10 protein-coding genes are annotated in these 12,862 nt (G+C 74.2%); 5 read left to right on the top strand and 5 right to left on the bottom strand.

The annotated features are described in order from the left end of the window. Nucleotides 1-28 precede the first annotated feature (28 nt). Nucleotides 29-1,615 (top strand): ATPase, encoded by a 1,587-nt coding sequence (locus tag ACIPN7_RS18715; RefSeq protein ID WP_400545462.1) that lies wholly within the window; start codon nt 29-31, stop codon nt 1,613-1,615. A 34-nt stretch (nt 1,616-1,649) separates the two neighbouring features. Here ACIPN7_RS18715 and ACIPN7_RS18710 read toward each other — a convergent pair whose 3' ends face one another. The 4 genes from ACIPN7_RS18710 to ACIPN7_RS18695 form a co-directional block, all read right to left on the bottom strand. Further along, on the bottom strand, nt 1,650-2,252 hold the full coding sequence (locus ACIPN7_RS18710) for a TetR family transcriptional regulator (RefSeq protein WP_400545459.1): 603 nt from the start codon (nt 2,250-2,252) through the stop codon (nt 1,650-1,652). A 10-nt stretch (nt 2,253-2,262) separates the two neighbouring features. Continuing rightward, nucleotides 2,263-3,201 (bottom strand): SDR family oxidoreductase, encoded by a 939-nt coding sequence (locus ACIPN7_RS18705; RefSeq protein WP_400545456.1) that lies wholly within the window; start codon nt 3,199-3,201, stop codon nt 2,263-2,265. Beyond that, nucleotides 3,198-4,106: an oxidoreductase gene (locus tag ACIPN7_RS18700; protein WP_400545453.1), complete on the bottom strand. Its 909-nt coding sequence runs from the start codon at nt 4,104-4,106 to the stop codon at nt 3,198-3,200. Before ACIPN7_RS18700 ends, ACIPN7_RS18705 begins: the two co-directional genes overlap by 4 nt. Before the next feature lie 159 nt (nt 4,107-4,265). Then, entirely contained in the window at nt 4,266-5,327 is a 1,062-nt protein-coding gene (locus ACIPN7_RS18695; RefSeq protein WP_400545450.1) for an LLM class flavin-dependent oxidoreductase, read from the bottom strand. A gap of 126 nt (nt 5,328-5,453) precedes the next feature. Here ACIPN7_RS18695 and ACIPN7_RS18690 point away from each other — a divergent pair, with 126 nt between their 5' ends. Both ACIPN7_RS18690 and ACIPN7_RS18685 read left to right on the top strand, forming a co-directional pair. Beyond that, nucleotides 5,454-5,933 carry a GNAT family N-acetyltransferase gene (locus ACIPN7_RS18690; protein WP_400545447.1) on the top strand — a complete coding sequence of 160 codons (480 nt, stop codon included), beginning with the start codon at nt 5,454-5,456 and terminating at the stop codon, nt 5,931-5,933. Nucleotides 5,934-6,082: 149 nt separating this feature from the next. Then, nucleotides 6,083-6,901 (top strand): metal-dependent hydrolase, encoded by an 819-nt coding sequence (locus tag ACIPN7_RS18685; RefSeq protein WP_400545444.1) that lies wholly within the window; start codon nt 6,083-6,085, stop codon nt 6,899-6,901. Nucleotides 6,902-6,986: 85 nt separating this feature from the next. Here ACIPN7_RS18685 and ACIPN7_RS18680 read toward each other — a convergent pair whose 3' ends face one another. Beyond that, nucleotides 6,987-8,780 carry an ATPase gene (locus tag ACIPN7_RS18680; RefSeq protein ID WP_400545441.1) on the bottom strand — a complete coding sequence of 598 codons (1,794 nt, stop codon included), beginning with the start codon at nt 8,778-8,780 and terminating at the stop codon, nt 6,987-6,989. 285 nt (nt 8,781-9,065) lie between these two features. Between ACIPN7_RS18680 and ACIPN7_RS18675 the strand changes: the two genes are divergently transcribed. Together ACIPN7_RS18675 and ACIPN7_RS18670 are read left to right on the top strand one after the other, a co-directional pair. After that, nucleotides 9,066-10,289 (top strand): hypothetical protein, encoded by a 1,224-nt coding sequence (locus ACIPN7_RS18675; RefSeq protein WP_400545438.1) that lies wholly within the window; start codon nt 9,066-9,068, stop codon nt 10,287-10,289. A 108-nt stretch (nt 10,290-10,397) separates the two neighbouring features. Then, nucleotides 10,398-12,683 (top strand): serine/threonine protein kinase, encoded by a 2,286-nt coding sequence (locus ACIPN7_RS18670; RefSeq protein ID WP_400545435.1) that lies wholly within the window; start codon nt 10,398-10,400, stop codon nt 12,681-12,683. Nucleotides 12,684-12,862: the final 179 nt, after the last annotated feature.

Genomic DNA, 12,862 nt, shown 5'->3' with positions numbered 1-12,862 from the left:
CCGGCGACCGGAGAAGGGGAGCACGCGAGTGAGCGTCCAAACCGCGGGGTGGCCGCGCGCCGATGTGGTCGTGCGAGACGACGGCTCAGGCCAGGTGACGATCAACGGCCAGACGGTGCCCGTCTACCGGAACAGCCTGGGCGAGGCCCGCAGCGAGGTCATGCGCCTCGTCATGGAGTACTCGGCGAGCATCGGGCTGGCGGTCGAGGTCCAGGCCCTGGGCCCCGAGGGGCCCACCGGCCTGACCGTCCACCCCGACGGCAGGGTCGTGCAGGACGGCGGCGCGGGGGCCGCGCAGGCGGTCCAGGCCGCGGTGCCGCAGCGGACCAGCGTCATGGGCCATGCCGACCAGCAGGACGTCGGGCAGCAGGCCTTCGGGCAGCACGGCGTCGGACAGCACGGCGTCGTCCACAACGGCGTCGGACAGCACGGAGCGGGTCAGCACGCTGCCGCTCCGAGCGGCGTCGGCCAGCAGGGCTTCCAGCCGGAGGTACCCCCGCAGGACCCGCCCGGCCCGCAGGGCCCCGCGCCGCAGGGCATGCCGCCGCAAGGCACACCGCAGCACGGCCTGCCGCAGCAGGATCCGGCGCCCCGGGCCCCGGGCCCGCAGGGCGCGGCCGGCTCGTTCGGCCCCTCGGCCCCCGAGCCCGACCAGCCCTTCGGCCCCGGCCCCGGGCACGACGGCGGACGCCGCGACAACCGCCGGTCGTCCTTCCTCGTGCAGGACCGCCTCGACGAGCCTGCCACGCAGGGTGTGCGCGGCGTGCTGGCGCGCGTCGGGCTGCGGGTGCGCCCCGGCGAGACCGAGCGGGCCGAGCGCGCCGACGAGCAGGTGGTGAGCCAGCACTGGCCCGGACCCCGCACCATCTCGATCGTGAACGGCAAGGGCGGCGCCGGCAAGACGCCGGCCACGGTGCTCCTCTCCGCGGTCTTCTCGTCGCACGGCGGCTCCGGCGTCGTCGCGTGGGACAACAACCAGACGCGCGGCACGCTGGGCTGGCGCACCGAGCAGGGCCCGCACGAGGCGACCCTGCTGGACCTGATCCCGCAGACCGAGCACTTCCTGGGCCCGACGGCGCAGCTCGCCGACCTCGCCTGGTTCGTGCACCACCAGTCGCGCGACCGGTTCGACGTGCTGCGGTCCAAGCCGATGGCGCTCGCGCACGAGCAGCGCATCTCGTCCGAGGACGTCGACGCGATCCACGCGGTGCTCTCCAAGTACTACCGGATGATCTTCATCGACTCCGGCAACGACGAGTCCGACCCGATGTGGCTGCGCATGATCGACCACACCGACCAGCTCGTGGTCGCCACCAGCACCCGCGACGACCACGCCGAGGCGGGTGCGCTGCTGCTGGAGGCCCTGGCGAACCGCGGGGAGCACATGGCGGACCTGGCCCGCAAGGCCGTCGTCGTGGTGAGCCAGTCGGACCCCAAGGCGACGCCCGCCGACCTGCGCCGCGTCGCCCAGGGGTACCGCTCGCTGGCGCGCGAGGTCGTCACCGTCCCGTTCGACCCGGCCATGGTCGACGGCCAGCTCGTCTACCGCGCCCTGCGCCCGCAGACGCGCCGGGCCTGGCTCGCTGCGGGCGCGGCGCTCGCCCGCGGCTTCTGACACCGGCGCTGCTGGCGCCGGGGCGAGCAGGAGGTCACGCGGAGGAAGCCGGGGCGACGATCCGGGTGACGGCGCGGCGGACGTCGGCGCGCACGTCGTCCGCCGCCTCCGTGCCCTCCGGGACCGCGAGGATCCCGCCCACGGTCAGCACCGAACCGTGCACCACGGCGAGCAGCTGGCCGAGCAGCCGGTCGGCCGGCACCGTGGCGTCGATCCGGTCGGGGTGCCGCGCCTGGACGTCGCGCAGCGCCTCGACCTTGGCCGCGCTCGACGTCGCCGACCGCTCCAGGGCGCCGAGCACGCCCGGCCGCTCCAGCGTGTGCCAGAGCAGGAGCCGCACCAGCTCGGGGTGGCCCACCGTGAAGTCGAACAGGCGCACGGCGTAGCCGGGCAGGTCGTCCGCGGTGAAGGGCACGGCGTCCAGCAGGTCGAGGATCCGCGCGCTCACCACCTGGTCGAACAGCGCCTCCTTGCCGCCGAAGTACGCGTAGATGCGCTGCTTGTTGGCCGACGCCCCCACCGCGATCCGGTCCACGCGCGCACCGGCGAGCCCGTACCGCGCGAACTCCTCGGCAGCGGCCTCCAGGATGCGCGTCGGTGTCGCGGCACGTCCGACGTCGGCACGGGGGGTGGGCATGTCGCTCAGCCTAGCTCCGGGCCGCCGGCAGGGCCGTGGACGTGACATCCTGCGCGACGGCCCACAGCCGGGCCGCCGTCGCGGCGTCGCGCATGCGCCGGTTGAGCAGGGCCTGCCGCGGCGGCCCGGCCAGCCCGTACCGGGGCCCGTAGTAGGCGCCCTGGGCGGCGTCCTGCCTGGTGGCGGCCACCAGGAGCGAGCCGACGCCGTCCTCCGGGGCCGCCATCGGGAGCAGGCCGCTCGACCAGCGGACGGGCTCGTCCTTGCCCATGCTCGGGCCGGTGACCTGGAGGTTGGTGCGGGTCAGGCCGGGGTGGGCGGCCGTGCTGACCAGCGACCAGCCGCGCCGTCGGGCCACCTGGGCGAGGTGCCGCGCAAGGTGCAGGTCGGCCAGCTTGGACTGCGCGTAGGCGGGCAGCGCCCGGTACGCGCGGCGCTCCCAGTCGAGGTCGTCGAAGTCGATCCGGCCCTGGTTCGCGGCGTACGAGCACATCGTGGCGACCCGCGGCGCGGGCGCCGCCAGGAGCAGCGGCAGCAGCAGGTTGGTCAGCGCGAACGGGCCCAGGAAGTTGGTGCCCCACTGCAGCTCGTGACCGTCGGCCGTCTCGTACCGCTCCGGCGGGATCGAGATGCCCGCGTTGTTGACGAGCGCGTCGAGGTGGCCGACGTCGCGCGCGAGCCCGTCCGCGAAGGCCCGGACCGACGCCAGGTCGGCGAGGTCGAGCACCCGCACCTCGGCCCGCGCGTCCGGCCACGCCGCCCGGATCTCGGCCAGCGCGTCGGCCCCCTTCGCCGGGTCGCGCACCGCCAGGATCACGCGGGCACCGGCGGCCGCGAACCGCTGCGCGGCCTCGCGTCCCGTACCGCTGTTGGCACCCGTGACGACGACGGTGCGGCCGGTCTGGTCGGGGACGGGTACCCGCTTGCCCCCGGGCACGGCGCCGGTCACCGGGCCGGGACCGCGGTCGACGTGATCTCCTCGGCGACGGACCAGAGGCGGCCCGCCGTCGCGTCGTCCCGCATGCGCCGGTTGAGCCGCGCCGGGCGGGGTTCCCCGACGAGGCCGAACCGCGGCCCGAGGTAGGCGCCGGACGCGGCGCCCGGGTCGGCGGCGGCCAGCAGGATCGAACCCGCGCCCTCCGGGGCGTCCATCGACGGCAGGAGCGAGCCCGGGGACCAGCGCACCTGACGTTCCTTGCCCATGCTCGGCCCCGTGACCTGGAGGTTGGTCCGGGTGAAGCCGGGATGGGCCGCCGTGCTGACCAGCGTCCAGCCGCGGCGCGCGGCCAGGTGCGCGAGGTGCCGGGCCAGGTGCAGGTCGGCGAGCTTGGACTGCCCGTACGCTGCCCAGGCCCGGTAGGGGCGGCGCTCCCAGTCGAGGTCGCCGAAGTCGATGCTCCCCCGGTTGGCCACGCCGGAGGTCATGGTGGCGACGCGCGGCTCGGGCGCCGCCAGGAGCAGCGGCAGCAGCAGGTTGGTCAGCGCGAACGGGCCGAGAAAGTTGGTACCCCACTGCAGCTCGTGGCCGTCCGCCGTCTCGTACCGGACCGGCGGGACCATCACGCCCGCGTTGTTCACCAGGGTGTCGAGGCCGTCGAGGTCGCGCGCCAGCCCGTCGGCGAAGGCCCGTACCGACGCCAGGTCGGCGAGGTCCAGGAGCCGCACCTCGGCCCGCGCGTCGGGCCGGGTCGCGAGGACCTCGGCGAGGGCGTCGGCGCCCTTGTCCGGGTTGCGGACGGCGAGGATCACGTGGGCGCCGGCGGCCGCCAGTCGCTTGGCGGCCTCGCGGCCGGTGCCGCTGTTGGCGCCGGTGACGACGACGGTGCGGCCGGTCTGGTCGGGCACGGTGTACATGGGACTCCTCGGGTGGCGGTGTCGGCGTCGATGACCAACCAACCAGTTGGTTGACCAGTCCCACCATGCACCCGCTCCCCCAGCGGGACAAGCCCTGGGAACGAGAAGGGGCGCCGGATCCTCGGATCCGGCACCCCCGTGCCCTGCTCGGTCGTGCCGTCAGGCGCCGAGCGCGCCCGCCACCAGCTCCAGGGTCTGCGAGCGCCCGAACGTCGCGTCCAGCGGCTCGTCGTCGCGCGATCCGGCCACCGGCACGAGCATGACCTCCTCGACGCCGTGCCGCTCGGCCAGACCGCGCACCTCGGCCGCCACATGCTCGGCGTCGCCGATCAGCCAGCGCGCCCGCATCGCCTCGATCGACTGGGCGATCAGGCCGTCGGCGGGCTCGTCGGCCGTGGCGCGCAGCGCCTCCTCGACGGTCTCCAGCGCACCGAGCTTCTGGCCGGAGCGCAGCCGGGCCATCTGCCGCAGCTGCGGCAGGGCGCGGTCGTGGGCCTCGTCCGACGTGGGGGCGGCCACCGCGTTGACCGTCACGAACGTGCGCGGCTCCGGGTGCTCGGCCGAGGGCCGGTACCCGTCCCGGTACAGGGCGAGGATCTGGTCCATGCCCTGCCCGGAGAAGTGGTTCGCGAACACGTACGGCAGCCCGAGCTCGGCGGCCAGGCGCGCGGAGTAGTCGCTGGAGCCCAGCAGCCACACGATCGGCACGCTGCCGGCGGCGGGTGTGGCCCGCACGTCGTAGACGTCGCCCGAGACCAGGCGCAGCCGGGCGCCGTCGGGCCCCATCAGGCTCAGGATGTCGGTGACGTGCTGCGGAAAGCGGTCCACATCCGCCGTCGGACCCGTGGCGCGCAGCAGGGAGGTGACCACGGGGTCGCTGCCCGGGGCGCGGCCGATGCCGAGGTCGATGCGGCCGGGGGCCACGGCCTCCAGCGCCGCGAACTGCTCCGCGACCACGAGCGGGGCGTGGTTCGGCAGCATCACGCCGCCCGACCCCACCCGGATGCGGGAGGTCCGCGCGGCCGCCGCGGCGATCATCACGGGCGGCGACGAGGCGGCGACCGCGGCCATGTTGTGGTGCTCCGCGAACCAGTAGCGCTCGTAGCCGAGCCGGTCGGCGAGCGCCGCCAGGTCGAGCGAGGCCGACAGGGCCTGGGCGCTGGTCTGGCCCGAGCGGACGGGCACGAGGTCAAGGACGGACAAGCGTGGCTGGGTGTTCATCGCCTTGGTCAACCGTCGCGGGGTCCGGCGTGTTCCTCGGCCGCCGCCCTTTACCAGTTCTGTACCGGTATCGGTATCGCGGGAGGTCATGGCGCCCACCCCTGTCGGCCTGACATGATCACGTGCGTGTCTGTTGATGTGCGTCCTGCGACCGACGAAGACGTCGACTTCGTGGTCGACCTGTTCCGCCAGTACCTGAGGTTCTACGAGCAGGAGGTGCCCGACGCCGAGGCGCGGGCCTACCTGACCGCCCGCCGCGACGCGGGCGACAGCGTGCTGCTCGTCGCGGAGGTGGCCGCCGAGGGCGGCGACCCGGCGGAGCCCGCTCAGGTGGTCGGGTTCGCCCAGAGCTACCCCACGTGGTCGTCGGTGAGCCTGAGCCGGTCGTGGGTGCTGAACGACCTCTTCGTCGCCCCGGGATCACGCGGGACGGGCGCGGCGCGCGCCCTGGTGCAGGAGACCTGCCGCCTGGCCAAGGAGGCCGGCGCCATCCGGGTCTCGCTGGCCACCGCGTGGGACAACGTCGCCGCACAGGGCCTGTACGAGTCGGAGGGCTTCGTGCGCGACCAGCACTTCCACCACTACGCGTACGTGACCGGCGCCTGACCGCGCCGAGGTGCGGCACGCGCGGCGTGCTCCTCCAGCTCTGTGTCGGTAGCCCGCGCTAGGGTGTGCCCCGGCCAGGAACTGACCTGGTCAGAAGGCCAAACTGCCGATTCGGGGAGACCCCGGGAACTGGAGCGCACACCACCATGATGGGAGGCAACCACGCCGCGACGGGAGCTGCGGCCTGGGTAGCGGTCACGGCGTCGACGCCGATCGCGTTCGGCTGGTATCCGGTGACCGACACGGGCGTCGTCGCGGGAGCCCTGGTCTGCGCGGGAGCCGCGCTGCTGCCCGACGCCGACCATCACTCCGGCACGATCGCGAACTCGCTCAAGCCCGTCTCGAACGGCGTGGTCAAGGCCATCGAGGCCGTCTCGGGCGGGCACCGCAAGGGCACGCACTCGATCCTCGGCATCGCCGTGTTCACGGCCATCGCCTGGGGCCTCAGCTTCCTGAGCATCGACACGGGCAACGAGCAGATCGGCGCCATCCTGATCGGCCCGGGCATCATGTGCGTGCTGCTGGTCGCGTTCGCGCTCAAGGCGCTGAAGATCACGCGGGACACGAAGATCCTGCCGTGGACGACGTCGATCACGCTGGCGGTGCTCATCGCCATCTTCGCGCCCGAGGAATGGTTCTGGATGCCGTTCAGCGTGGCGCTCGGCTGCACCGTGCACATCCTGGGCGACATGATCACCACCAACGGCGTGCCGCTGCTCTGGCCGCTGAAGTTCCGCAGCCCCCGCTGGATGCGCGACGGGCGCGGCCTGGAGCTCGACATGATCTGGCGGTCCGGCGGCAACCTGTCGCTGCCGATCCTGGGCGACGCCGGGTCGGTCCGGGAGTGGATCTTCCTCATCCCCGTCTCGCTGTACGCCGTCATCGGCATCGTGTGGGCGCTGCTGAACGAGATGGGCTACGACACGATGGCGGTCTGGTACCAGTTCCTCGGGCTCTTCCCGGGCTGAGGCCTCCCCCGCCGAGCCGCGCGGCACGACCACGTCCGGCCCCCGCCCGCTGCCGGGCGGGGGCCGGACGTCGCTCGACCCTCGCTCAGAGGCCGCCGGCCACGGCGGCGCCGGCGGCGAGCCAGGCGCGCCGGGTCTCCGGGCGCAGGGCGCCGTACCGCAGGTGCCCGTCGACCATCGCCGGGTCGAACGGGATGGTGACGACCTCGCGGGCCAGCGCCCGGTACCCGTCGGCGACCTTCTCCAGCTCGCCCGACGACTCCTTGGGGTCGGCCTGGCTCACCACGACCACCGACTGCTGCGCCAGGTAGGCCGACCGTCCGTCGCGGGTGCCGAGCGCCTCCAGCAGCAGGGCCCCGGCCTCGGCGTGGTCGTCGCGCGTCGTGGTGGCGACCACGAGCTGGTCGGTCAGGTCGATCATCCGCTGCCACATCGGGTCGGACTCGTCGTTGCCGGAGTCGATGAGGATCATCCGGTAGTACTTCGAGAGCACGGAGTGGATCGCGTCCACGTCCTGCGGCTCGATCCGCTGCTCGTTGGCCATGGCGATCGGCTTGGACCGCAGCACGTCGAACCGGTCGCGCGTCTGGTGGTGCACGTACCGCGCGAGGTCGGCGGCCTGCGCCGACGGGCCCAGGAGCCGGTCGGTCTGCGGCAGCAGGTCCAGGAGGGTGGACTCGTGCGGACCCTGCTCGGTGCGCCAGCCCAGCGTGCCGCGGGTCTGGTTGTTGTCCCACGTGACCACGCCCGCGCCACCGAACTGCGCGAAGACCGCCGCGAGCAGCACCGTCGACGGCGTCTTGCCCGCGCCGCCCTTGCCGTTGACCATCGAGATGGTGCGCGGGCCGGGCCAGTGCTGGCTCACCGCGCGCTCGTCGGCCCGCTCGGCCCGCTCCGACTCGCTCGGCCCCACCCGGATGCCCATGCGGGTCAGCATCCCGCGGAAGCCCTGCGTGGCCGGGTCCTCGTCCTGCTGGTGCGTGAGGAACGACTGCCGCGCCTCGCGGCGCGAGCGCGGCGCGTCACCCTCGACGGCCCGCGTGGGGCCCGACGCCGGCGTGGAGAGCCCGCCGTCCGGACCGGTGTGGTCGGCCGTGGGCGCCCCGTTGACGGGCGCGGGGCCCGCGGGGTCGCCGAGGACGCCGCCCGGGACGCCGTTGGAGACGCCGCCCGGGAGGTCCTGCGCCGCGTTCTCGCGGACCCAGTCGGCCACGCCCTGGTCGCCGGCCGCGGGCGCGCCGTCGGACGGGAGAGGAATGGTGGGCGCGACGCCCGGGGCGGGCAGGTTCTCCGCGGGGTCCGGCGCGAACGCAGGGACTTCCGGCGCGAACGCAGGGCCTGCCTCCGGGGCGGACGGCGCGCCGGCGCCGTTCGATCCCTCGGGCGCCCGCGGGGCGCGGCGCACGGTGTCCGTGTCGATCGGCTCGATCGCCTCGGGGACGGCGGTGTCGCCGCCCGGGGCCAGGTCAGCGACCGGCACGCCCTCGAACGCGGGGGCCGGGATCGTCCCCGGCCCGGCCGCGGGCTGAGGCAGCGGCTCCGGGAGCGGCTCGGGAAGCGGCTCGGGAAGCGGGGAGGCGGCCGGCGCCTGCGGCGTCGGCGACGACGGCGGCGCGAGCTCGTCCTCCTCCGGCACCACGGTCCCGTCCGGGTGCACGATCAGGTTCCAGAGCCCCTCCGGGCCGGTCGCGGAGGCCCGCACTGGCCTGCCGATCTGTACGGCGTTCTCCGTGACCCGGCGCAGGACCTCCACCCGTGCCTCTTCCAGGCTGCCGGCGGCGATCGGGTGGAACGTCCCGTCGATCGTCACCTCGCCGGAACCGTCCTCGCGGACGATCGCGTCGATCCGAGGCCAGCGTGGCACGGTGTCAGAGCTCATGCGTTTCCTCCGAAGTTCCTGGGCAGGCGGCAGATCGTGGGTTCGCCCCCGAGAGCAAGCGTCGGCCATGATCGACCCGCTGGCCACCCCAACGGGGCATTCACCCCACCTGGTAGGTTCTCGCGCAAACAGGTGTCGAAACCGGGACCACAACCGAGGAGCCCTTGCGTGTCCGACGAGCCCACCCGCCGAATTCCTCCGGCGGCCGACCCGACGCAGATCCAGCGACCACCGGCTCGTCCGGGGCAGCCGGGAGCCCCGTCATCGTATGACGCGACCCAGCGGATGAGCGCATTCGCACCGGGTGGTGGCGCCGGACAGCGGGTCCCGGGGAACCAGGGCGGCTCTCCGGTCGACGAGTCCACGCAGCTCATGCCGCCGCCCCGCGGCGCCGCCCCCGTCGACGAGTCCACGCAGCTGATGCCACCGCCCCGCGGCGGCTCGCCCGTCGACGAGTCGACCCAGGTGATGCCCCCGCCGCGCGGCGCCTCCGCCGTCGACGAGTCCACCCAGCTCCTGCCTCCGGCGGGCGCACAGCGGGACTACCGGTCGGCGACGCCGCCGCCCGCCCGGCCGTACCGGCCCTACGAGACCGAGCAGCCCACGCAGGTCCAGACCCCCGGCGCCTTCCCCGGCGAGGCCGGCTACGGGCAGGGACAGCAGGGGTACGGCCAGCAGCCCGCCTACGGGCAGCAGGGTCAGCAGGGTCAGCAGGGATACGGCCAGCAGAGCTACGGCCAGACTGCCGCGTACGGTCAGCCGGGCCAGGCCGGGCAGCAGGGTTACGGACAGCAGGGCTACGGCCAGGGGTACGGACAGCAGCCCGGCTACCCCCAGCCCGGTCAGCCGGGGCAGCAGCAGGGACAGCAGGCGGGCCCGCCCAACCCGTTCGAGCAGGGTTTCGGCCCGCAGTCCGGCCGCCCGGTGCCGCAGCGTCGCGACCGCGACGACGACTCCCGCGGGGGCGGCTCGACGGCGGGCGCCGTGCTGGCATGGATCCCGCGGATCCTGCTCGCGCTGAGCGTGTACCAGCTGATCCGGCTGATCCCCGGGTTCGACGTCATGCCCGACGTCTCGCAGTTCCCGTTGTTCCGCGGGATCGGCGACGGCGTGCTCGGCATGCTCAACCTCAACCCCGAGTGGTCGGACCAGGCCGCGAACATGACCATCTCGGTGCTCGGCATCGCGCTGGCCGGCCTGTTCAACACGATCCGGTCGCTGAACACGTCGCTGGCGATCTGGCCGTACGGGCTGGCGATCGTCGCCTGGATCGTGGTGTTCGCCGTCGGCGGCATCGTCGGCTACGCCCAGGACGCCACCGAGAACGTGAAGCAGAACGTCCAGGACACGGTGGACCAGGAGATCGAGGACGCCAAGCAGGACGCGAAGGACTCGGTGCAGCAGGAGATCGACAAGAGCGTCGAGGACGCCCAGCAGAACGCGACGGACAGCGTCGAGGAGAGCATCGGCGACCAGCTCGAGGACGCGCTGCCCGGCGGAAACGGCTGAGCCGGCCAGGTCACGGGTCGGGCACTTCGACCGCGGTCAGGGGCAGGACGCTGATAGCGTTTCTCACGTCCAGCCGGTAGTTCCGGTGCACTGCTGAGGAGTCCTTGCTTGTCCGACGAGACCACCCGCATGACGGCCGCACGCCCTGCCGGACAGCCGGTCGGGGGTGGCGACCAGACCGCCGTCGTGCCGACGCCGTCCACGCGGGCGGTGCCGCCGCCGCCCGCGCCCACGCGGACCGTCCCGCCGCCCACCGCGCCCACGCGGGTGGTGCTGCCCACCGGGCCGTCCGGGGGCGGCGTCGGGCAAGGAGCCGGTGGCGGGTACACCGGTTCCGGGGTGCCCGGAGCCGTGCCGCGGATCCCCGCGACGGGCGAGGTGCTCGGGCCGTTCCAGCTCGGTGACTCGCTCGGCCACGGCGGGTTCGCCCACGTGTACCGGGCCACGGGCCAGGGCGGCGAGGTGGCACTCAAGGTGCTGACCAACACCGAGTCGGGTTCGCTGGACCGGTTCGTCGGCGAGGCCGCCCTGCTGGAGCGGCTCGCCGGACGCGGGTTCCCGCAGCTCGTCGCGGCCGGCCTGGACTCCCCCACGCCGTGGTTCGCGATGGAGCTCGTGCCGGGTCCCACGCTGTCCCAGCGCCTGGCCGCGGAAGGCCCCCTGCCGGTGCACGAGGTGCTGCGCGTGGCCGACGACGTGCTCGACGCCCTCGCCGTGCTCCAGGAGGAGCACTTCCTGCACCGGGACGTGAAGCCGGCCAACATCATCGCCGCGCCCGACCGGTACGTGCTCATCGACCTCGGTATCGCCAAGGGGCACGGCACCACGACGTCGACGCACGCGGCGGGCACCATCTCGTACATGGCGCCCGAGCTGTTCGTGCGCAAGCCGCACGCCCGCTCCGACGTGTACAGCCTGGGCCTGCTCCTGATCTTCCTCGCCACGGGGCAGCTTCCCAACGACCTCAACTTCGCGGGGCGTGACCTGACGGCGGCCGACGTCGGGCCCGTGGACCAGCGGCTGCTGCCCCTGATCCTGGCCATGACGCGGCACCGGCCCGAGGACCGCCCGCCGCTGCACAACCTGTCGCGCACCGTGGCCCAGCTCGCCACGGACAGCGCCCGGCTCGACCCCGCGCTGCTCGCCGCGGCGGGGGCCACCACGATCGAGCGCGGCCTGGTCACCGAGGTGCTCACGGGCAGCGCTGCGGCGGCCACCGTGGCGCCCACCAGCGTGCTCGCGAGCAACCCCGTGCAGCCGGGCGAACCCATGACCAACCTGGTCTACGACCAGCAGCTCATGGGCCGCCTGCACCAGGTGCACGGCGACGGGTTCGACGGCGCGGCCGAGGAGGTCATCTCGACGTACCTGGCCGCCGTCGGGCCGCAGCGGGCCGGCGGGCGCGCGCCCGCCGCGATCAAGGACTACCTGTGGGCCGCGATGCGGTGGGCCCCGGCGTTCACGCCGGAGGGGTACTCCGACACGTTCGAGGGCTGGGCCGCCTACCGGCAGCGCCACGGCCTGCCGCTGCCCGGCACCCCCGGGGCGACCACGCCCCGCCGGCACACCAGCAGCGCGCCGCGGGTGGCGCAGGCACCGCAGCAGGCGACGCAGGTCGCGCCGTCGTTCCGTCCGGGCTCGGCGACGGCCGCCCGGACGGCGCCGTCGCCGGCGCAGCAGCCCGGGACGACCGGCACGCAGCCCGTGCAGCGGCCGACCGGGCCGGTGCAGCCGCCAGTGCAGCAGCAGCCGACGGGACCGGTGCAGCCCACCGGGCCGGTCCAGCCGACGGGGCCGGTCCAGCCGGCCGGGCCCGCGGCGGGGCACTCGCGGCGGGACGCCCGTGACGAGCGTGACGCGCGCTCCGACCGGAGCTCGGACGGTGGCCTGCACGCCGTGGCGACGATCCTCGGCTGGATCCCGCGGATCCTGCTCGCGATCGCGCTCTACCAGCTCGTGCGCCTCATCCCGGGCTTCGACGCGATGCCCAGCGCGGCCGAGCTGCCCCTGTTCGCCGCGCTCGGCGACATCACGGTGGCGACCCTGGGCCTCGACCCGGAGTGGGCCCCGCGCATGGCGGAGCTCTCGATCCCGCTGCTCGGCATCATCGCGGCCGCCCTCGTCAACCTCGTGCGCGCGGTGCGCGCGCGCCGCGGCGGCCGCACCTGGCCGTTCTGGCTGGTCGTCGTGGTGTGGGTCATCGTGATCGCGGTGCAGGGCGTCGTCGGCTACGCGCAGCAGGTCACGCAGGACGCGCGCGACTCGTTCCAGGAGCAGCGCGAGCAGATCCAGGACGACCTCGAACAGGGCGTCCAGGACACGACCGAGGACGTGCGGGACTCGATCTGGCAGTCCTTCGAGGACGCCCTCCGCTGGAACTCGGACGAGGGCTGACGCCCGGCGTCAGTGTCGGCGGCGTCAGGGTCGGCCGCGTCAGGGTCGGCCGCGTCAGGGGGCAGGAACTCAGAGGGCTGAAGAGTCGGCAGTCCGCACTGATCCTCGGCAGTTTGCCCTGCAGACTCGGCACTTGGCATCGAGATCGGCACAGGCCTGTGCCGATCTCGATGCCAAGT

The sequence above is a fragment of the Promicromonospora sp. NPDC090134 genome, from assembly GCF_044746965.1.
Lineage (GTDB): Bacteria > Actinomycetota > Actinomycetes > Actinomycetales > Cellulomonadaceae > Promicromonospora.
The sequence above is the reverse complement of the archived record's forward strand: the minus strand, read 5'-3'. Positions and strand labels throughout refer to the sequence as shown.